The organism is Paenarthrobacter aurescens (assembly GCF_025421775.1).
Classification (GTDB): Bacteria; Actinomycetota; Actinomycetes; order Actinomycetales; family Micrococcaceae; genus Arthrobacter; species Arthrobacter aurescens_B.
In genome coordinates, this window is record NZ_JAOEFX010000004.1 from 350,004 (window position 1) to 367,932 (window position 17,929).

At 63.4% G+C, this 17,929-nt stretch carries 24 protein-coding genes; 7 read left to right on the forward strand and 17 right to left on the reverse strand.

Annotation, left to right across the window (positions count from 1 at the left end; genetic code table 11):
- Window positions 1-30 precede the first annotated feature (30 nt).
- The 11 genes from N7568_RS10755 to N7568_RS10805 all read right to left on the reverse strand — a co-directional run bounded on the left by N7568_RS10755 (window position 31) and on the right by N7568_RS10805 (window position 7,048).
- Entirely contained in the window at window positions 31-1,344 is a 1,314-nt protein-coding gene (locus N7568_RS10755; protein ID WP_261609818.1) for an ABC transporter substrate-binding protein, read from the reverse strand.
- Window positions 1,345-1,538: 194 nt separating this feature from the next.
- Complete coding sequence (locus tag N7568_RS10760) at window positions 1,539-2,642, reverse strand: substrate-binding domain-containing protein (protein ID WP_261609819.1); 1,104 nt, start codon at window positions 2,640-2,642, stop codon at window positions 1,539-1,541.
- Window positions 2,643-2,724: 82 nt separating this feature from the next.
- Window positions 2,725-3,111 carry a hypothetical protein gene (locus N7568_RS10765; RefSeq protein ID WP_261609820.1) on the reverse strand — a complete coding sequence of 129 codons (387 nt, stop codon included), beginning with the start codon at window positions 3,109-3,111 and terminating at the stop codon, window positions 2,725-2,727.
- Window positions 3,108-3,758, reverse strand: a complete 651-nt coding sequence (locus N7568_RS10770; protein ID WP_261609821.1) for an Asp23/Gls24 family envelope stress response protein — start codon at window positions 3,756-3,758, stop codon at window positions 3,108-3,110. Before N7568_RS10770 ends, N7568_RS10765 begins: the two co-directional genes overlap by 4 nt.
- Window positions 3,755-4,339 (reverse strand): RNA polymerase sigma factor, encoded by a 585-nt coding sequence (locus N7568_RS10775; RefSeq protein ID WP_261609822.1) that lies wholly within the window; start codon window positions 4,337-4,339, stop codon window positions 3,755-3,757. The genes N7568_RS10770 and N7568_RS10775 overlap by 4 nt, the downstream gene beginning before the upstream one ends.
- 127 nt (window positions 4,340-4,466) lie before the next feature.
- Window positions 4,467-4,697: a CsbD family protein gene (locus N7568_RS10780; RefSeq protein WP_261609823.1), complete on the reverse strand. Its 231-nt coding sequence runs from the start codon at window positions 4,695-4,697 to the stop codon at window positions 4,467-4,469.
- 99 nt (window positions 4,698-4,796) lie between these two features.
- Window positions 4,797-5,402, reverse strand: a complete 606-nt coding sequence (locus N7568_RS10785) for a hypothetical protein (protein ID WP_261609824.1) — start codon at window positions 5,400-5,402, stop codon at window positions 4,797-4,799.
- Window positions 5,399-5,980, reverse strand: a complete 582-nt coding sequence (locus tag N7568_RS10790; protein WP_261609825.1) for a hypothetical protein — start codon at window positions 5,978-5,980, stop codon at window positions 5,399-5,401. Before N7568_RS10790 ends, N7568_RS10785 begins: the two co-directional genes overlap by 4 nt.
- Complete coding sequence (locus N7568_RS10795; RefSeq protein WP_261609826.1) at window positions 5,977-6,357, reverse strand: hypothetical protein; 381 nt, start codon at window positions 6,355-6,357, stop codon at window positions 5,977-5,979. The genes N7568_RS10790 and N7568_RS10795 overlap by 4 nt, the downstream gene beginning before the upstream one ends.
- Window positions 6,354-6,545: a DUF2273 domain-containing protein gene (locus tag N7568_RS10800; RefSeq protein WP_024818603.1), complete on the reverse strand. Its 192-nt coding sequence runs from the start codon at window positions 6,543-6,545 to the stop codon at window positions 6,354-6,356. The genes N7568_RS10795 and N7568_RS10800 overlap by 4 nt, the downstream gene beginning before the upstream one ends.
- Complete coding sequence (locus tag N7568_RS10805) at window positions 6,542-7,048, reverse strand: Asp23/Gls24 family envelope stress response protein (protein WP_261609827.1); 507 nt, start codon at window positions 7,046-7,048, stop codon at window positions 6,542-6,544. The genes N7568_RS10800 and N7568_RS10805 overlap by 4 nt, the downstream gene beginning before the upstream one ends.
- A gap of 191 nt (window positions 7,049-7,239) precedes the next feature.
- Here N7568_RS10805 and N7568_RS10810 point away from each other — a divergent pair, with 191 nt between their 5' ends.
- From N7568_RS10810 to N7568_RS10825, 4 genes are all read left to right on the forward strand, one after another.
- Window positions 7,240-9,144: a DUF2264 domain-containing protein gene (locus N7568_RS10810; protein WP_261609828.1), complete on the forward strand. Its 1,905-nt coding sequence runs from the start codon at window positions 7,240-7,242 to the stop codon at window positions 9,142-9,144.
- Window positions 9,145-9,264: 120 nt separating this feature from the next.
- Window positions 9,265-9,468 carry a hypothetical protein gene (locus tag N7568_RS10815; protein ID WP_261609829.1) on the forward strand — a complete coding sequence of 68 codons (204 nt, stop codon included), beginning with the start codon at window positions 9,265-9,267 and terminating at the stop codon, window positions 9,466-9,468.
- Between the two features lie 74 nt (window positions 9,469-9,542).
- Window positions 9,543-10,391 carry a DUF1206 domain-containing protein gene (locus N7568_RS10820; protein WP_261609830.1) on the forward strand — a complete coding sequence of 283 codons (849 nt, stop codon included), beginning with the start codon at window positions 9,543-9,545 and terminating at the stop codon, window positions 10,389-10,391.
- Window positions 10,392-10,491: 100 nt separating this feature from the next.
- Window positions 10,492-11,427 carry an SDR family oxidoreductase gene (locus N7568_RS10825; protein ID WP_261609831.1) on the forward strand — a complete coding sequence of 312 codons (936 nt, stop codon included), beginning with the start codon at window positions 10,492-10,494 and terminating at the stop codon, window positions 11,425-11,427.
- 39 nt (window positions 11,428-11,466) lie between these two features.
- Here the strand turns inward: N7568_RS10825 and N7568_RS10830 are convergent, their stop codons facing one another.
- The 4 genes from N7568_RS10830 to N7568_RS10845 all read right to left on the reverse strand — a co-directional run bounded on the left by N7568_RS10830 (window position 11,467) and on the right by N7568_RS10845 (window position 13,573).
- The gene (locus N7568_RS10830) at window positions 11,467-12,330 is read right to left on the reverse strand and encodes an AraC family transcriptional regulator (RefSeq protein ID WP_261609832.1); all 864 of its coding nucleotides are present in this window, start codon (window positions 12,328-12,330) and stop codon (window positions 11,467-11,469) included.
- A 218-nt stretch (window positions 12,331-12,548) separates the two neighbouring features.
- The gene (locus N7568_RS10835; RefSeq protein WP_261609833.1) at window positions 12,549-12,809 is read right to left on the reverse strand and encodes a hypothetical protein; all 261 of its coding nucleotides are present in this window, start codon (window positions 12,807-12,809) and stop codon (window positions 12,549-12,551) included.
- Window positions 12,802-13,071: a GlsB/YeaQ/YmgE family stress response membrane protein gene (locus N7568_RS10840; RefSeq protein ID WP_261609834.1), complete on the reverse strand. Its 270-nt coding sequence runs from the start codon at window positions 13,069-13,071 to the stop codon at window positions 12,802-12,804. The genes N7568_RS10835 and N7568_RS10840 overlap by 8 nt, the downstream gene beginning before the upstream one ends.
- Before the next feature lie 304 nt (window positions 13,072-13,375).
- Entirely contained in the window at window positions 13,376-13,573 is a 198-nt protein-coding gene (locus tag N7568_RS10845; RefSeq protein ID WP_261609835.1) for a CsbD family protein, read from the reverse strand.
- A gap of 185 nt (window positions 13,574-13,758) precedes the next feature.
- Here N7568_RS10845 and N7568_RS10850 point away from each other — a divergent pair, with 185 nt between their 5' ends.
- On the forward strand, window positions 13,759-14,172 hold the full coding sequence (locus tag N7568_RS10850; protein ID WP_261609836.1) for a hypothetical protein: 414 nt from the start codon (window positions 13,759-13,761) through the stop codon (window positions 14,170-14,172).
- A gap of 15 nt (window positions 14,173-14,187) precedes the next feature.
- Here the strand turns inward: N7568_RS10850 and N7568_RS10855 are convergent, their stop codons facing one another.
- Both N7568_RS10855 and N7568_RS10860 read right to left on the reverse strand, forming a co-directional pair.
- Window positions 14,188-14,892 (reverse strand): alpha/beta fold hydrolase, encoded by a 705-nt coding sequence (locus N7568_RS10855; protein ID WP_261609837.1) that lies wholly within the window; start codon window positions 14,890-14,892, stop codon window positions 14,188-14,190.
- A 41-nt stretch (window positions 14,893-14,933) separates the two neighbouring features.
- Window positions 14,934-15,503 (reverse strand): YdeI/OmpD-associated family protein, encoded by a 570-nt coding sequence (locus tag N7568_RS10860; RefSeq protein ID WP_261609838.1) that lies wholly within the window; start codon window positions 15,501-15,503, stop codon window positions 14,934-14,936.
- 197 nt (window positions 15,504-15,700) lie between these two features.
- Between N7568_RS10860 and N7568_RS10865 the strand changes: the two genes are divergently transcribed.
- Both N7568_RS10865 and N7568_RS10870 read left to right on the forward strand, forming a co-directional pair.
- Window positions 15,701-17,215, forward strand: coding sequence for a fumarylacetoacetate hydrolase family protein (locus N7568_RS10865; RefSeq protein WP_261609839.1), 1,515 nt, complete (start codon window positions 15,701-15,703; stop codon window positions 17,213-17,215).
- Window positions 17,208-17,894 carry a GntR family transcriptional regulator gene (locus N7568_RS10870; protein WP_261609840.1) on the forward strand — a complete coding sequence of 229 codons (687 nt, stop codon included), beginning with the start codon at window positions 17,208-17,210 and terminating at the stop codon, window positions 17,892-17,894. The genes N7568_RS10865 and N7568_RS10870 overlap by 8 nt, the downstream gene beginning before the upstream one ends.
- Window positions 17,895-17,929 lie beyond the last annotated feature (35 nt).

The window sequence follows — 17,929 nt, forward strand, 5'->3', positions numbered from 1 at the left end:
CGCAGTCACGAAGCCGCCCCACCGTGCGGGCTACTCCTTGACGGAGAGGCCGTTCTGCTTGAGTCCGGCAACCGTGGCGCTCTGAGCCGTGTCAACGGCTTCGAGGACCTTCCCGCCGCTGGTCAACTTGCCGTAAGCGTCCTTGAGGGCGGTGTTGGTGATGTCCCAGTTGGGACCCCACTGCCAGCCCGGAGTGATGGTGGAGTATGCCTTGTCGAAGACCGAGTAGATGTCGTTGCCGAAGTAGCTGGCGTCGAACGCTTGCTGAGCTATCGGGGTCAGGCCCGGGAAGGCGAGGTAGGCAGAACCGGTGTTGCCGCGGGCAGAGATGGCGTCCTTGCTGGTGGCCAGGAACTCAATGAATTTGGCCGCAGCAGCCGGGTTCTTGCTGCTCTTGGTGATGTTGAAGCTGGAACCGCCGTAGAAGGCGTCCGCGGGTGAGCCCCAGTTGGGCACCTCGGCTGCGATCCACTGGCCCTTTTGGCCGCTTGCTTCCGTACGCTTCTGGATGCCGGTTGCGCTCCAGTTGGCGCCAAGGACACCGACGACGGCGCCACTCGCCAAATCTGCGGACCACTCGTCACTGAAGGATTGCTGGACCTTGACGATCTTCTGGTCAATCAGCTTCTGCCAGTAGGTGGCCACCTTCTTGGTCGCTTCGTCGTTGACTCCCACCTTCCAGCTGTCGCCTTCGGTGCCGAACCACTTGGCGCCGGCCTGCCACGAGAGGGCCGCCGTCAGCGCGGCTTCGTTCGGGTTGAAGCTGGCAAGGTACGCTTCCGGATCAACGGCCTTCAGTTTCTTGCCGGCTTCTTCGAATTCCTGCCAGGTGGTGGGCGTGGACACGCCTGCCTTGTCCAGCATGTCCTTTCGGTACCACATGATCATCGGGGCGGCATCGTAGGGGAGGGCATAGGTGTTGTCGCCGAACTGCACCAGCGCCTTGGTTTCGTCCGAGAGCTTGTCTACGGTTTCGGCCTTGTTGATGTAGCCGTCCAGCGGCTGGAGTTGGCCGTTGCTCACGAATTGGGGCAACTGCGGATATTCAATGGTGGCAACATCCGGCCCATTGCCTGCCGTGATGGCGGTCGAGAGCTTGGCGTAACCCCCGGCGCCGCCGTTGGGGATGGTTTCGAAGTTGACCTTGATCTTGTCCTGGCTCGCGTTGAACGCGGCGGCTACCTTGTCCATCCCGGCCATGGATGACCAGAAGGTGATGGTGCCTGTGGGGTCTTCGGTGGGCGTGGGCGTTGGCGTGGCAGCCGGGGTACTGCCACAGCCGGTGATGAGGGCAGCACTGGCCATGAGGCTGACTGCTCCAAGCAGAAGCTGGCGACGCTTCATTCTGTTCTCCTTTGAAGTTCACGATGCGAAGTCGTGGTGTGCTCTGGGGGCACTTTTGACTAGGCACTATGAAATCCACAAAAGTGAACATCTTCAATGAGATGAACAGAAGTAAACAAGCAGGGGCCATCGAGACGGCATTTAATGACAATGATGAGGCCAAACATTGCCCTTAAGTGCCATCCCGGCGGGGGCTATACCGTGGTGGAGTCCCGCACCACCAGCGCAGGAGACAGGTTGACCCGCTGGAGCGCGGATGTGCTTCCCCGCCTGGCCCCGATACGGTTCAGGCACATCACCAAAGCCTGGTGGCCGACGTCGTACTTTGGCGGTGCCACTGCGGTGAGCGGAACGGCCCCGAGCGCCGCAATCTCGTCGTCGTACGAGACGATCGCGAAGTCCTCCGGCACCCGGACCTGCCGTTCCAGGCAGGAACTGACGAACTGGAGTGCGTCCTCGTCGGTGTGGACAACTACGGCCGTTACCCCCGTCGAGGCACACCAATCCAGGATCCCGTTCATCAGCTCTCGATGGGCTTGGGGATCATTCTGCGCACGGGACATGGCGCGCACCATCGAATCGTCGTGGGCATGTCCGGCGCGCTGCATGGCGATGTGGAATCCATCGATGAGCTGCGACGCGGTAGGACTGTTCTCGCGCAGGCAGATGGCGATCCTCTGGTGGCCGAGTCCCAGCAGGTGGTTCACCGCGATCTCCGAGCCGCGCACATGGTCGCTCCGGACTGATTCGAGCCGGCCGTGGTCCAATGCGTCGTCAATGGACCGCTCCACCACCACCACTGGCACCTCCGCTTCCGCCAACAGGTCCAGTGTTTCGGTTCCGGCCAACGATTGCTCGCTGGGCGTGACGAGGATTCCGTCCACGCCGTGTTCGTAGAGTCGCCGCAGCTGCCGCCGCTCCTCGACAGCCGAGTAGTTGGAAACCCCCAGCACCAACCGGACGCCGGCTTCCTGCGCGGCGGCTTCTGCGCCACGGATGACGCCCGGGAAATAGTACGACGCCGACGGCACGATCATCCCGATCGTCGCCAATGGTCGCCTTCCGCCTGGCCTCCAGGACGTGGAGGGCTGGGCAGCGGGGCCAGCCGAGGGCTTGCCGCCGACGGAGATGGCGCCCCCGTGCACCCGCTCCAGCAAGCCCTGCTCGGCGAGAACGGCAAGGTCGCGCCGCACCGTCATCCCCGATGTGCCCAGCTTGGCTGCAAACTCACCGGCATTCAGGGAGCCATGGAGAGCGAGTTCCCTCAGGATGAGCTGTTGACGATCCTCGGACAGCATGCAGGTCTCCACCTATCAAGTTCACTTGTGTTCAGTTTGTTCATTATGAACCAGAACAGCGTGCCCCTGCGGCTGCCACCTCTTATCCGCCCACTTTCACCACCGAAACGTCGACGGCGGTAGGCCGGGGGAGTAGGTGCTTCCGCACCGCTTCGGCTACTTCGCGGGCCACGGCCGGAGCAGGGCGGGACGTGCCCACGGCGATCCGTGCCTTGACGGCCAGCACACCGGCGTCATCAGTGAGGGTAATGAGGGCCGGAGTCCCGCCGGTGACCACCGACAACGCAGCGCCCGCAATGGACTGCCATAGCGGTTGGGCGGGGTAGACGGCCGTGACGCCGTCCACCGACTGGACCACGCCGAGCAACTCATCGGCCAAGCCGTCCAGCCCTGGCAATGCGGTTGAAGTGGTTGAAGCGGTTGAAACGTTTGCAGGGGAGTCATCCCTGGCTTCCAACGGCTCGGTCATGGCTGCTCCTCGGTGGTCGGCGAATCTGCAGGGTCAGGCGGAGTTTGAAGGCTCGGAGGGGTGCCGGGCTCCGTCGTCGCGGGCGACTCCAACACGTCAGTGACGGTGATGTCTATGGCGTCAATGGCCAACTCCGTGTGGAGCGCCAAGGCCTCTGCCAGCTCCCGGCGAAGCGTGGCGGCACGTTCTTCCATGGGGTGCCCGTAGACCACGGCGATCTCCACGTCCACCGTGATCCCCGCCCCTGGTGTGGTGACGTCGCCGTGCAAACGGCACTTGCCGGCAGCTGTTCCCGGGAGGGCATCGGCCACGGAACGGATGAGGGCCGAGATGGATCCTTCAGTTTCCCAGAGGTTGTCCTGGGCGTTTCCGGAGTGCAAGGGAATGCTCCGTCCCGGCCGCAACTCCAGCCGAAGGTTGTCCAGGATGGACTGCATCCAGTCGTCATTGCCGGAGCCGGCATCGGCCACGTCTGAGCTGAGCAATTCGCTGCCCAGCACGGAGAGACGGCGCAGCGAGGCCAAGCCTGCCTGGCATTCGGGGCACGTTTCCAAGTGAACGGGATCGGCAATCTGCCCCGTGTCCAGATAGGTGCTCAGCTCCGCCAGGCTGTGACCGCATTCGAGGGTATCGCTGGTGGTGTTCATCGCCATTCCTCCATGGTGCGCGCAAGAGTGATCCGTGCCCGGGCCAGGCGGCCGCGGACACTGGCTGGGCTGATGTTCAATGTCTGGGCAATTTCCTCGTAGCTTTGGTCATTGAACTCCTTGAGCACCCAACAACGTCGCTGTTCCTCGGGGAGCTTGGCGAGCGCCGCCTTCAGGGCCTCAACCCGGGAGCCGTTGAGGGCGTTGCTTTCCGGGTCTTCGTGCTTCGGCCCGGAACTGGCATCCACTGCGTCTTCCACGCCACTAAGGTCCGCGTGGTTGCGGCGTTTCCGGAGGTGGTCGATGCTGCGGCTGCCTACTATGCGCAGCAACCAACCCCTCACAGCGGCGGGGTCCCGCAAGCCGTCCAGTTGTTTCCAGGCCTGGACGAGTGTCTCCTGGACGACGTCGTCAGCGTCGGCCAGTGAGCCCGTCAACCGCCGGGCTGTGGCCCGCATCAGCGGGCCGTGACGTCTGGCGAGTGCCTCGAAAGCGGCCGTGTCACCATCTGCGGCCCTGCCTGCCAGGAGGGCGTCGGGCACGAGGTCCAGTTGGTGCTGTGCCGCGGGTGAACCAGTCACGTTACCTGCCTTCCCAGTTCACAGTGGTCTTGAGTCTTGAGTCTTGAGTCTTGAGTCTTGAGTTTGAGTTCTGGGTCTTGCTGGGGGACGGTTCCGGACGCCAGTGGAACCGTCCCCCGACCCGGCCCTACTTCTTGGTGAAGCCTTCTTTGAGCTTCTGTGCGGCATCCTTGATGTTTTCACCGATGTCCGCTGCAGCGTCTTTCACTTTTTCGCCTGCCTGCTGGATCTTGGCTTGCGCCTGGTCCTGCTGGCCCTCGCGTTCCAAGGACTGGTCACCCGTGAGCTTTCCTGCGCCTTCCTTGGCTGCACCAAGGTGTTCGGTGGCTGCGTTGTTGATTTTGTCGTTGATCCCCATGATGTTCCCTTTTCTTGTTGTTTCTTGTTGTGCACGGTCCTTGACGGTGCCGTGCCGGTTTTCTTGGTCAAGAACTATTGGTTTGTTCGTGCCCCGGGCTCACCGGGCACGGCGAGAACTGGACACCCGGGTCCGGGCGCCGCTGGTGATTCGGACCAGGACCGGCATTGGATGGCCCAGCCACGCGTCGATTCCTTGTACAAGCTGCTCGGCGGTGTCGGCCAGTTCCCGGGGCGAGGTTCCCTTGCGGGCTTGCATGCGAAGCCTCAGCGCCGTTCCGTTCCTCGATTCCCAGGCCGTGACGGAGCTGGCCAGCACATTCCGGTTCCCGTTGAGGGCTTCCTGGACTGCTGCGGTGATCAGGCCAACGTCCACCACGGTCCGTCCGCGGGCTCCGTCGGCCTGCTCTGCCAGGCGGGGTGTTCGGCCGCCACCCTGGGACGCAAGCCAGGCTGCGCTGAGCCCGGCGCCCAGAAGCAACGCCACAACGCCGGCCGCCAGCCACCAGCTCCGGACCGGATCCGGCAAAGGTGCACTGGTGGCAAGGGCGCGGGCCTGATCCGTCAGGTTTGAGCCAATGGCCTGCCAGGTCTCCGCGGCACCTGGCAAGGTTCCGGCCGCGATGAGTGCGGCTCCGGCGCCCAGCAGTGCAAGCCCCACGACGGTGAGCAGGATGCGGTTCGCTGCACGATTGGTCCTTCTCATTGCCCCACGGCTCCTTCGTTCAGTACCCGTACGTCGCGCCTCACTGGCCGATCCAGCGCGTAGGTGGCCAGTTCGCCGTCGAGCGCTGTTTTGATGGACTCAAGGCTCAGGGGAACGCCCGACGTCGGACGCACCTGGACGCGTACGGACCGTCCACCGACGGTGGTGGTCACCTGCCCTGGCGCCAGACCCGCGGCAAGCCGGGCTTTGCTGGACACGGCTGCGGCGATGACGTCGTCATCGACAACTGTTGCCGTGCGCTCGCTCGCCAGTGCGCGCCTGGACCGGCGTCCTTTGCCAACCGCTATACCGATGATCAGCAGCCCCAGAAGTCCCAGGCCAACGCCAGCTGCGGTCATGCCCGCCGGGATGGTGTTGGCGGGAAGGTCAAGCAGCCACTGCCGCAGCTGGGCGGGGCTGGCAAGCAGGGGCTGGTCCTTGAGCAGCCACAGCACGGATTCCAGCGCCAGCCAGAGGAACGTAACCAAGAGAATGGAGGCCGCCACGATGGACGGAACGGACCGCGAAGAGTGCGTGTCCCTGCGGATCATGCGCCGGATGATTCGGTCCTGCGTCACTGCACCCTCCTTTCCTTGGACTGACTTTCCTTGAACTGTGCCTGCTTGGTGCCGGTAAGCCGGATATCCACCCGGCCAAGTTCCATCCCCGTGAGTTCCAGGCTGCGGGCCAAGAGCTCGGCCCGCGCGGCCTGCGCCTGTTCGAACACGGTGACGGCGTTTGTCCTCGCCCCCAGGAGTGGCGGGAGCGCCAGCTGGACCGAAACCTTGACTCCCAACCTGCCGGAGTCGTCTTCCAGTTCAGCCGAGACGCGGCCCGGTCCTACCTGGAAAGCGCCGGCCGTAATGGTTTCCACTGTTTTGCGGAGGGCGGTCCGGGCAATTCGGGTGTGCCCGGCCCTGTTCCCCGAGGCCTGGCGGCCGGCTTGGCTGATCATGAGGAGGAGCGCTTGCCCCGCAGGGCATCCAGCACCCCGCCCAGGTCAAGCTTCCCCTCGGCGGAACGGCCCAGCACCGCCCCGATCCCCACGAACAGCGCTGTCAGCAGCAGGCCCCAGAACCCGAATGCCAGCCCGGCCAATGCCAAGACGGCCCCTACGGCCATGCCGGTCACTGTGGGGCTCATGCGACCCTCGGCTCACGCGTGGCGTCATCGGCCTCGGAATCCTCGGACGGGACGTGGATGTCCGTGATGGTGATGTTCACTTCGGTGACTTCCATGCCCACCAGGTCTTCGATCGCCGTGTAAACGGCGTCGCGGGCATTGTCTGCCACTTCCTGGAGCGGGTGCGGGTATTCAACAACCAAGGTGACGTCCACGGCCACCTGGGTCTGGCCGACTTCAACGCTGACGCCCTGCGTGAGGTCTTTCTGACCAACCTTTTCACGCAGGTTTCCGATGGCACGGGCCGCGCCGCCGCCGAGTGCGTGGACGCCGGGGATTTCCTGGATTGCGATGCCGGCGATCTTGGCTACGACGCCGTCGGCCACAGTGGTTGCGCCGCGACCGTCCTTGCCCTTGTCCTGTGCCAGCTTGTCCTGTGCATGCTTGTCCTGTGCATGCGCCGGGGTGGCTGCCTGGGTGTTCTTAGCGGGAACGTCTGCGGGGGTGTGGGTCTGGATCGTCATGGCAATCACTCCTGTCCGTTGTGTGCGGCGTTCTTTTGCGCCGTCATGAATAGGACGTGGCCCGGCAACGAATCCTCACGGTGGAAACTGTGTGAGCTGTGTCACATGCGTTCACTATTGTTCAGCTCACCCCGATCGAAGCCTGGGCGCTCTACTGTAATGAGGCTGGAACTACGCCCCGCAGGAGACTCATGGCAATCGGCTTCACCATGCCCGCCCCGGATTTTGATCGCAGCCCCATCACTGGATGGACGCGGGAGCACTGGCTGGCCCTCGCGGATCAGCAGTTGCTCGCGGTTCGCCCCTACTTTTCACCCCGCAAGGCGACAATCCGGCTGAGCGGCCGCCCGTCGTCGTCGGGAGCTGTGTCCGACGGCCTGGAAGGATTCGCCCGGACGTTCCTGCTGGCCGCCTTCCGCGTGGCAGGTGAGGCAGGCCGCGATCCCCACGGACACTTTGAGTTGTACCGCGAGGGCCTCCTGGAAGGGACAAGGACCGACAGCCAGGAAGCGTGGCTGCCGATCACTGATCGATCGCAGCCCATGGTGGAAGCCGCATCCATCGTCCTCGGACTGCAGCTCACCAAGCCTTGGCTGTGGGACGCCTTGCCCGCCGCACAGCAGGCGCAGGTGGCCGCATGGTTGCAGGGTTCCTCGCGAAGTACCTGCGTGGACAACAACTGGGTACTGTTCCAGGTGATGATCGCCGAATTTCTGGCCGGTGCCGGGTTTGAGCACAACGCAGACCATATTGAGCACGGCCTGGACAGGCTGGAGGACTGGTACGTCGGCGGGGGCTGGTACCGGGATGGGGACAACGACGGCACCGGAGACTTCTTCGACTACTACTGCGGTTGGGCCATGCACCTGTACCCCATCCTGTGGGCGGAGTTCGCCGCCGGCCGGCACCCGAAGGCCGATGACCGGCTGGAGCTGTACAGGACCAGGCTCGCAACCTTCCTTGACCACCATGTCAGGTTCTTCGGCTCGAACGGCGCCCCGGTTTTCCAAGGCCGTTCCCTGATCTACCGCTACGCAGCCGTAGCGCCCCTCTTCATGGGCGAGGCGATCGCTGCAACGCCCCTGAACCCCGGCCAGACCCGCCGGATTGCCAGCGGTGCAGCGAAGTTCTTCCTCGACGGCGGCGCTTACGACGACGGCCTGCCTTCCCTTGGATGGCTCGGCGCTTTTGAACCGATGACCCAGGAATACTCCGGTCCAGCCTCGCCGTATTGGACATCCAAAGCGTTCGTAGGACTCCTCCTGCCCGCGGACCACCCCGTGTGGACCGCCGTCGAGGAGCCGTCGCCGTTGGAAGTCAACAACGGGCTGAAACGCGCCGAAGCACCGAACTACTTGCTCCACTCCACAGCCGCCGACGGCATCGCCCGGCTGCTCAACCACGGCAGCGACAAATACTACGCACCGGGTCCGGACGATCCCCTCTACCGCCGCCTCGCGTATTCAAGCCACACTGCGCCGCTGTTCACCCAGCACCCCGTCGATAACCACTTCGCCATCCTCAATGACGTCGGGACACCCAGTCGCCGGGCGAGGATCCACCGGCTCACGGCAGGGCACAAGCAAGCGGCCAGTTGGCACGCCCCCGTGTGGAACGACACCGATGACCCCGCCGATTCACCCTGGCGCGCCGCAACGGGAACCGCAGCTGCAGGAGGGTACGAACTGCGTGTGCACGCCGTGGTGGCGCAGGTTGGCTCCGGGTGGACCATCCGCGATGGCGGCTACGCGCTCGCAGGGGACAGCCCGGTGGAGGACCGCCACGGAGTACTCACCGACGGCCGTCTTCACACAGCCATCTGGCCCCTCTACGGCTACACAGTCAATGGCACCTACCGCGCTGAAGGCGTGTCGCCCATCGGCGGACTGGCAGCGTGCGGCTACCTGGAAGGCCAATTGTCCGGAGAACGCAGCTGCTTCGCGTCGCTGGTGTACCTCGGCGGTGAGCCGCCCACCTGGGTTCCTCCCGCCGTCGGACCCTCTCCGGTTTTTGAATTGCTCGATGACGACCGCCGCATCAGCGCGAGCCTTACTTTGGGCCCGGGACAGGTGTTGGAGGTGCTGTTCGACTTCTAAGTTGGCCGGTGCGAATCTTGAGCGAATCTTGAGATGACCCGGCGCCCTTCTTGAGGACTCCATCCGATGGTTGAAACATCAGCCAATCTGCTGATGGGGCTTCCAGGAAGGACCACCGAAATGACTGACCAGATCTCCGCCACGTCATCGAACGCAGGCGCTGCCCACGTAAAGTCCGACTCCTTCGCCGGCACCACGGAGGCCGTTCGCCACTCGGGGGAAGTTCTCGGCCAGACCCGTGCCGTCTCGGCTGTCCGTGAGCAGTTCAACCCGCTCGGAGTGGGGCTTCGGAGCATTTGGCCGCAGTCGGTGTGCGGATTCTAGGACCCAGCAGCTTCGGACCGGGCAGGCACTCTTCCACTTCGGGAGGTACCCTGCCCGGCGTCGTTTAAGGGACGATGGAGTCCAACGCGAAAATAAGGAGGCTTGTCATCAAGGACGAGATGAAGAAGGCCGCTGATGTGGCCGAAGAAGCTGCGAACTCCCGAACTTTCGCGGCCGTTGCCCGGGTGGGCTATGCGGTGAGCGGACTCCTGCACGCACTCATCGGAGTCATCGCGCTGCAACTCGCGGTGGGAGGCGGCGGCGAAGCAGATGTCAGCGGAGCCGTGGCCGAGCTGGCCAGCAAGCCCGCTGGACCGTTCTTGCTCTGGGCCTGCTTCGGGGCATGTGCAACGCTCGCGCTGTGGCAACTGGGTAACGCCGTCCTTGGCGACACGGCAGGTTCGGGCAAAAAACTCACAAAAAGACTCTCCGCCGCCGGGCAGGCGATCGTCTTCGCCGCTATGGCCGCAACCATCATGTCTTTCGTCATGGGCAAAGGACAGAACAGCCGGGAGTCCACCAGCGACGTGACCGTCACGCTGATGAAAGCACCGTTCGGAATGTTCCTTCTCATCGCCATCGGCGCCGGCATCGCGATCACCGGCATCGTATTCGCCGTCAGGGGCTTCCGGCAGACGTTCAAGAAGGACCTTTCACTGTCGTCAAACCAGGCCGTCCGCAAGTTCCAACTCGGGGTAGGGGTGGTGGGCTACATCGCCAAGGGGATCGCGCTGTTCCTGGTTGGGCTGCTGGTGGTCATTGCCACGGTGCGTGCCCAGCCCGAGCAATCAACCGGGCTTGATGGCAGCCTGAAAGCGCTGAAGGAACAGCCGTACGGGCCATACTTGCTGGCGGCCGTTGCCCTGGGACTTATCGCCTACGGCCTTTTCCTGATGGTCAAGGCCAGGACGCTCCGGACATAGGAATCATCCCGTTTAGGAGCCCGGCCGCCTGGGTACTGGGCAAGGGACCGTGCAACAACAACGGACATTGCAGACCTGAAATCCGAAAAGGGGCAGAACCATGACACAAGGTGATCCGAACCAGGCTGGAAAGCCGCGAACCGACGGAAACCGCCTCGCTTCCGCGCCCTCGGACCCCCGCAGCGGATACTACTCGGGCGAATTCCCCCAGCAGGAGCAGGAACAGCCGGGCCTCACCAAACCCTTGGATCCGCAACCGGACCATGGCGAGAAGAGCTATGTGGGGCACGGGCGCCTACGGGGCAAGACCGCCCTGATCACCGGCGGTGACTCCGGGATTGGTGCTGCCGTCGCCATCGCCTACGCCCGCGAGGGCGCCAACGTGGCTATCAGCTACCTTCCGGAGGAAGAGGAGGACGCGCAGTCGACGGCGGAATGGATCCGTGAGTGCGGAGCTCAGGTCCTCCTGCTGCCCGGAGATGCGCGGGATGAAGGCTTCGCAGCTGAGATCGTGGAACACACCGTGAAGGAACTCGGCGGGCTCAACGTGGTGGTGTTGAACGCGGCCTATCAGAAGAACCGCGAAGGCTTGGAAACCATCCCCACCGAGGAATTCGACCGCGTCTTCAAAACCAACCTGTACTCGCTGATTTGGACGGCACAGGCAGCCATTCCGCATCTCCGTCCAGGGGCCTCGATCATTGTGACGGCCTCGATCCAGGCGTTCAACCCGTCCGCCCAGTTGATCGATTACGCCATGACCAAGGCGGCCCAAGTGGCGTTCACCAAAGCCATGGCTGAGGAGCTTGGGCCCAGGGGAATCCGGGTCAATGCGGTTGCCCCTGGCCCCATCTGGACGCCACTGATTCCGGCCACGGAATGGCCGGACAAGCTTCCCACGTTCGGTCAGGACACGCCGCTGGGCAGGGCCGGGCAGCCTGCGGAGCTGGCTCCGGCGTACGTATTGCTTGCATCAGACGAAGGTTCATACATTTCCGGAGCAGTCCTTCCTGTCACCGGCGGCAAGGGACTCTGATCTCTTGCCGGGATCCTGCGACTTCCAGGATTCGGCCCGTCAGCGTACTTCTTCCCTTTCAACGGGAATCCATAGCTGCCCGCGGCCGTGTGTGCCGCCGGGCTCCGGCTGCACGCTGAGCATTTCGGGTCCGGGCGCCCACCTGTAGGGGTTGGCCGGGAACCACTCGGTAGCGGCGTCAGCCCACATATGCTGCAGGACTTCCGGGAATTTCCCTTCGGCTTCGAAGACCACCCACAGGCCGGCGGGGACCTCCAGCACGTCGAAACCTTCAGGCGCCGGCTTGCTGGAAGCCACTGCGTGCCAGTAGTCCAATCCGCTGCCCTCCGTGCGCTGCTCATCAATGTTGTCGGTAACGGACAACGGGCCGGCCGGATCCGTGTCCGCACATTCGAGCATGCGCTTGGTGACGGCAGGGTCCAGTCCCTTCTGGAAATCGATGATGGCCTGGTTGGGGCCTTCGTGGACCAGGGGGACGCGGGCCTTCAAGCCAATCAGGCGGAATGCGGGTTTGTCCTCAATACGGTGCTTCATGTCGGTATTCCCTTCGACTCGGAGGTGGAACCTCAGTTGAGGTTGGGAATGGAGAACCGCGCCTGGTTGTCGGGCTTCTGAAGGTGTCAGGCCGTGCATGGCTTTGAACGCGCGGGTGAAGGCTTCTGCCGATCCGTATCCGTAACGAACGGCAACGTCCAGGACTGTCCCGCCGGCGATGATCTCCGCTGTGGCTGCCGTTAGGCGCCGCCTGCGGATGTACTCCGAGATGGGAAGACCAGCCAAGGAGGAAAACATGCGCCGGAAGTGGTATTCGGACGTCAACGCAGTCCGCGCCAATGTCCCAACCGGGACGTTCTCCGTCAGATCCTGCTCGATGAGCTCGATGGCACGGTTCCATTCCTGCACGTTGCCTCCTCCTGCACGTTGCCTCCTTCTGCACGTTGTCGCCCTCCTGCACCTTGTCGCCCTTCTGCACGTTGGCTCCATTCCTGCCACTGACGCTACGCCGCGCGTTGTCCCCGGGCCCCGTCAATCCTTGCCCGAAAGTATCAGGCCCTGCGGACAACGCAAGAACCCGGAGGCTGCAGCCGCAGCGCTCCGGGTTCTTGGGCTTTGTTCAGGTGTTACGGGCCACTTGAGCCAGACGCTTCATCTTCCGGTTCGGAGGAGAAGGGCCGGCCTTCAGGGGTGTCTTCCGTGTTGTGCTCATCGAGCTCGGCGTCTGCCGAAGGTACCGTCTTCTCGGCGTAATCACCTTCGGTGTAGTCGCCTCCGGCATCATCTTTCAGGGTTTCCGGGGACACGCCCGTGTCGCCGTAGTTGCCCTCGGAGTATTGACCTTCGAGTTCGTCGCCGTTGGCGTCGCGATGCTGGTCATTAGCCATGGGTCGCCTTGCGTCCGGTGACCAGGCCGTAGATCAGCAGCACGATGATCGAGCCGCCGATGGCCAGGAGCCACGTTGTCAGGGAGAAGAATTCCTGCAGGCCCGTGTTGAAGATGAGCCCGCCGATCCAGCCGCCCAGAAGTGCGCCCACGACGCCCAACAGGAGGGTCACGAACCAACCGCCACCCTGACGGCCGGGAAGAATAAGCTTTGCGATAGCGCCGGCCAAAAGACCGAGCAGAAGAAAACCAAAGAAACCCATTTTTGCTCCTACTTTCTTGTTGATGGAAATTCCATGAACGTGATGAGGGGATTAAGTTCACCGGGTGCCGGTTCCAAGGTGTAGGCACCGTAATGGGGCCCCTGGAGGCCCTATGGAATATGGGGATTGGAACGGTTTATGCAACCCCGATGAATTTATGTAATGCAGCCAATAAAGCACTCCTGCCGATTGGGTCGGGCTCCGTACTACACCAGCAACGCTAGCGGCTCCCGGGTGCAGTAGCAAGTAACCTGACTATTAGCCTGCCCTTGCTTGGGGCCCCGGAGTTGCGGGGATTCGCGGCCTAGTGGCCCTTGAAGGAGTCCTTAACGTCTTTGGCAGCGTCCTTGACTTTCTCGCCCGCCTGCTTCAGGTTCGCGTTCGATTGGTCAGCCAGGCCCTCGGCCTGCAGGTCCCGGTCTCCGGTGGCTTCGCCGGTTTTTTCCTTGACCTTGCCTGTTGCTTCTTCGGCAGCGTTCTTAATCTTGTCGCCCAGTCCCATGGTTTTCACTCCTCGGGTTGTGATGCGGTTACTTCCTGCGGTTACCCGCTGGATGGCATAACAGTTTAGTCGAATGATTTATTTCGGCAAATACCTATTAACCAGACAGTGGCCAATGGGTGCGTGACAGGGCATGGCCCGCGGGGATAGTGTCGAGGAATAACACCTCGGAAGGAGTGATTGCTGTGAAAGGGAAGGCATTGTTCGCCGTTGGCGTGGCTGTCGGCTACGTATGGGGGTCGAAGTCCTGGCCGGAGGTGTATCGACGGGTCCGTGGAGGCACGGAGAAGCTCTGGAAGAACCCGGATGTCCAGGAGAACGTTCACCAGGCCACCGAGGCCGTTCAGGAATCGGTGCCGGACATTCTGGACAACCTGTATGAGGCCGGCAAGAAGCTGATGGAGAAGGCTGAGGCCATGTTCCCGGGCGTTACGGCCCCGAAGGCCAGCCAGCATGCTGACGCGAAGCTTACCGCGCCCACCATCAAGTCCGATGTAGTGTCCGATCCTGCCTTGGATGACGGTACGGGCAGTGACTGGACGGGCGAGGGTGGCGCTGCGCCGGAAGGACCAGCCACCAACACGCCACCCCGTGCCTGATTTTGCCCGGCTCAGCTAGTTGCTGCGGTTTACCGCCGTCAGAATCGCTTCGCCCAGCTCCTTGGGCTTGGTGAACTGTGGCCAGTGCCCAGTTGGCAGGTCGATGTAGTCGACGTACCGGATCCTTGCGAGTTCAGCGGTAAACGGGTGTCCGGCGTCCATCCACTCCTTGAGGAGGGACGCCGGAAACTGGCACGCGATGATGGTGGCCGGGACGTCATAACGCCGTGTATCGGTGAGGTGCTGCTGGTCGAAAGCGACACCTTTGGGTTCGGGGATGGCGCGGGCGCGGAATGCTTCCTTGAGTTCGTCGGTCAGGTCAATCAGATCTTCATCCTCGAACGCTTCCCACGGCGGCAGTGGGAGGTCGTCGCCGTCGTCGGGCAGTTCATCATTGATGACCCCGCCCTCTCCGAGCGGCCCGCTGTCCACATAGATGGCCCGCGCCACCCGGTCTGGGCGGGCATCCGCCACGCCGTGGATAATGGCGCCGCCGCCTGAATGGCCCACCAGAATGACTTTTCCTTCCAAGGAATCCACCTTGGCCGCAACGGCGTCGATGTGCGTGCGCAGGCCGATGCCCGCGCGGGGTGCATCGGCAGATTCCAATCCAGGGAGCGTCAGGGGATGCACCGTGTGGCCGGCCGCGACGAGCGGTGGGGTCACCTCCTCCCACGAAGACGCGTCCAACCAGAAACCGGGTACAAGGATGATGTCCATGCGGGTACCCTACGGGAGGCCTCCGACAGTTTGTAGGGTGGCTAGTCTCTCTCCGCCAATTTCTCCACTACTTTCGCAAGGATCCTGGCCCGGGCCGCTGGCGTGCGGGCTTTAAGGACCTGCAGGATGATGAGGTAGCGATCGGTTTTGCCCAGCTGTTCAAAGGCTTCCTTGGCAGCCGGGTTGGCGGCCAGTGCCGCTTCCAGATCCTCGGGCACCTCGGCCTTGGCCTGTGAAACGTATGCGGCCTCCCAGCGGCCGTCCGCTTTGGCGGCCTCTATCTCCGCAAACCCCGCAGGCTGCATGCGCCCGGCCTCGATGAGGTGGGCCACTTTGCCCACGTTCACTTGCGACCATGTGCTCCGGGCGCGGCGCCGTGAGTACCTCTGCAGGAAGGTCTTCCCGTCGTGGCCCCTCCGTTGTCCATCGATCCAGCCGAAGCAGAGGGCGCCGTCCAGCGCATCCTGGATCTCGATGAGGCCGGCGCCCGCGTTCTTCTTCCCGATCACCAGCCAGGCTTCGGTGTGTGTGTCGTGATGCGCTGCGAGCCAGTGTTCCCACTCGGCGCCGTTGGCAAAACGAAGCAACTCCGGTTCGTCCCCGTGATCCATGGCTTCCCCTCCCGTCGCCCTCACTCAAGTACAAGCATCCCCCAGGCACGTCGCAGCAGGAGCCTTATGGACGATTAAAACGCGCTCTGCTCCTACTCAGTTGGGTTCGGGGAGGGGGTTGACGCGGGTCACATTCGCGGGTCATAGTTATCGTATACGATTTCGTACTTGATTCAACTCGACGAAGAGGAGGCGCCGTGACACTGGAGTTCCGGACCCAGGACCTGAGCCAGGACATGCTGGCCCGGACGCGCAAAGTCATTGCCGTTCACATCAACTACCCCAGCCGTGCGGCCCAGCGCGGGCGTACTCCTGAGCAGCCGTCGTACTTCCTGAAGCCGTCGTCCTCCCTGGCTCTCGGCTCTGCTGATTCTCCCGGCACGGTGGAGCGCCCCGCAGGTTGCGAACTGCTCGGCTACGAGGGCGAGATCGCCCTGGTGATCGGCAAGTCCGCCCGCCGCGTTGGCCTCGAGGATGCATGGAGCCATGTCGAATGGGTCACCGCATCCAACGACCTCGGCGTCTACGACCTCCGCTACGCGGACAAGGGCTCCAACGTCCGGTCCAAGGGCGGCGACGGTTTCACCCCCGTTGGTCCGGCGCTGATCCCGGCCGACGCCGTCGATCCCACCGGGCTGCGTATCCGCACCTGGCATAACGGGGACCTCGTGCAGGACGACACCACCGAGGACTTGCTCTTCCCGTTCGCGCAGCTCGTGGCGGACCTTTCCCAGCTGCTCACCCTCGAAGAGGGCGACATCATCCTCACCGGCACCCCGGCCGGCGCCTCAGTGGCCAAGCCGGGTGACGTCGTCGAAATTGAGGTCACCGGCGGCGACTTCAGCAGCGGCCGCCTCGCCACGAAGGTAACGGAAGGTACGACGCCGTTCGCTGACTTTGGTGCCCGGCCCAAGACCGATGACATCCAGCGGGAAGAGGCGTACGGATCGCGGGAAGCGGCAGGGCTGCCCGCTCCCGAAAATGCTTCCGTACTGACGCCGGAGCTCAAGGCGAAGCTGGAGTCCGTCGCCACCGCCACCCTCTCATCCCAGCTCCGCAAGCGCGGGCTGAACAACGTGAGCATCGACGGCCTGCAGGCCACCCGCCCGGACCGCAAAGTGGTGGGCCTGGCACGGACACTGCGCTATGTGCCCAACCGCGAGGACCTCTTCAAGTCCCACGGCGGCGGTTTCAATGCCCAGAAACGGGCCATCGACTCCGTGAATGAGGGCGAAATCCTGGTCATGGAAGCCCGCGGCGAGAAGGGCACCGGCACAGTCGGCGACATCCTCGCGCTTCGTGCCCAGGTCCGCGGGGCTGCTGCCATCATCACCGACGGCGGCGTCCGCGACTACTCCGCGGTGGCCGATCTGGAGATGCCCACCTATTTCGCGAACCCGCACCCCGCAGTACTGGGGCGCCGGCACATTCCTTGGGACACGGACATCACCATCGCCTGCGGCGGAGCGACGGTCCAGCCGGGTGACATCATCGTGGCCGACTCCGATGGCATCCTGGTGATCCCGCCGGCCATCGCCGAGGAACTGGTGGACGACTGCATCGTCCAGGAAAAGGAAGAGAAGTTCATCTTCCAGATGGTCCAGGAAGGCAACAGCGTTGATGGGCTGTATCCGATGAACAAGGAATGGCAGGCGCGCTTCCAGGAATGGTCCGCCCGCAAGCAAGCCGCGGAAGGAGCCCACAGTGACTGAAACCGCCGTCGGAAGTACCGCCGTCGAGAACGCCGCTGCCCAAAGCAAATCCCAGCAGGCGTATGCCGCCGTCAAAGCGCGCATCGTGGAGGGCGCTTATACGCCGGGTTACCGGTTGGTGCTCGCCAAGATTGCCGAAGATTTGGGCTTCAGCGTGGTCCCGGTGCGGGAAGCGATCCGCCGTCTGGAAGCCGAAGGTCTGGTGAAGTTCGAGCGGAACGTGGGCGCAACGGTGTCCGGGATCGACCCCACCGAGTACCTCTACACCATGCAGACCCTGAGCATCGTGGAAGGGGCGGCCACGGCGTTGTCCGCACCGCTGATCGACTCGGTCTCCATTGCCCGGGCGCGTGCGGTGAACGAGGAAATGCGGGAGTGCTTGGAGCACTTTGATCCGGTCCGGTTCACCGCCTTGAACCAGGACTTCCACAGTGTCCTTTTTGAGCACTGCCCCAACCCGCACATTCTTGACCTGGTCCACCGGGGCTGGAACCGGCTGGCCTCCATCCGGTCCTCGACCTTCCGGTTCGTCCCGGGCCGCGCGCAGGAATCGGTACGCGAACACGAAGCTTTGCTGCAGCTCATCGAGAGCGGTGCAGACGCCGACACCATCGAAAAAGCAGCCCGCCAGCACCGCGCTTCCACCTTGGACGCGTACCTGGCCCAAGCCAAGCAATAACTACCAACCACTGATCGCTAGTTAGGACTTCAACG

Bases quoted from the DNA above. Each gene is read 5' to 3' on its own strand.
- N7568_RS10755 (WP_261609818.1), bottom strand. From the start codon at position 1,344: ATGAAGCGTCGCCAGCTTCTGCTTGGAGCAGTCAGCCTCATGGCCAGT.
- N7568_RS10780 (WP_261609823.1), bottom strand. From the start codon at position 4,697: ATGGGGATCAACGACAAAATCAACAACGCAGCCACCGAACACCTTGGT.
- N7568_RS10820 (WP_261609830.1), top strand. From the start codon at position 9,543: ATGGAGTCCAACGCGAAAATAAGGAGGCTTGTCATCAAGGACGAGATG.
- N7568_RS10845 (WP_261609835.1), bottom strand. From the start codon at position 13,573: ATGGGACTGGGCGACAAGATTAAGAACGCTGCCGAAGAAGCAACAGGC.
- N7568_RS10815 (WP_261609829.1), top strand. From the start codon at position 9,265: ATGACTGACCAGATCTCCGCCACGTCATCGAACGCAGGCGCTGCCCAC.
- N7568_RS10860 (WP_261609838.1), bottom strand. From the start codon at position 15,503: ATGGATCACGGGGACGAACCGGAGTTGCTTCGTTTTGCCAACGGCGCC.
- N7568_RS10825 (WP_261609831.1), top strand. From the start codon at position 10,492: ATGACACAAGGTGATCCGAACCAGGCTGGAAAGCCGCGAACCGACGGA.
- N7568_RS10795 (WP_261609826.1), bottom strand. From the start codon at position 6,357: ATGATCAGCCAAGCCGGCCGCCAGGCCTCGGGGAACAGGGCCGGGCAC.
- N7568_RS10785 (WP_261609824.1), bottom strand. From the start codon at position 5,402: ATGAGAAGGACCAATCGTGCAGCGAACCGCATCCTGCTCACCGTCGTG.
- N7568_RS10800 (WP_024818603.1), bottom strand. From the start codon at position 6,545: ATGAGCCCCACAGTGACCGGCATGGCCGTAGGGGCCGTCTTGGCATTG.
- N7568_RS10765 (WP_261609820.1), bottom strand. From the start codon at position 3,111: ATGACCGAGCCGTTGGAAGCCAGGGATGACTCCCCTGCAAACGTTTCA.
- N7568_RS10770 (WP_261609821.1), bottom strand. From the start codon at position 3,758: ATGAACACCACCAGCGATACCCTCGAATGCGGTCACAGCCTGGCGGAG.
- N7568_RS10840 (WP_261609834.1), bottom strand. From the start codon at position 13,071: ATGGGTTTCTTTGGTTTTCTTCTGCTCGGTCTTTTGGCCGGCGCTATC.
- N7568_RS10760 (WP_261609819.1), bottom strand. From the start codon at position 2,642: ATGCTGTCCGAGGATCGTCAACAGCTCATCCTGAGGGAACTCGCTCTC.
- N7568_RS10835 (WP_261609833.1), bottom strand. From the start codon at position 12,809: ATGGCTAATGACCAGCATCGCGACGCCAACGGCGACGAACTCGAAGGT.
- N7568_RS10855 (WP_261609837.1), bottom strand. From the start codon at position 14,892: ATGGACATCATCCTTGTACCCGGTTTCTGGTTGGACGCGTCTTCGTGG.
- N7568_RS10810 (WP_261609828.1), top strand. From the start codon at position 7,240: ATGGCAATCGGCTTCACCATGCCCGCCCCGGATTTTGATCGCAGCCCC.
- N7568_RS10805 (WP_261609827.1), bottom strand. From the start codon at position 7,048: ATGACGATCCAGACCCACACCCCCGCAGACGTTCCCGCTAAGAACACC.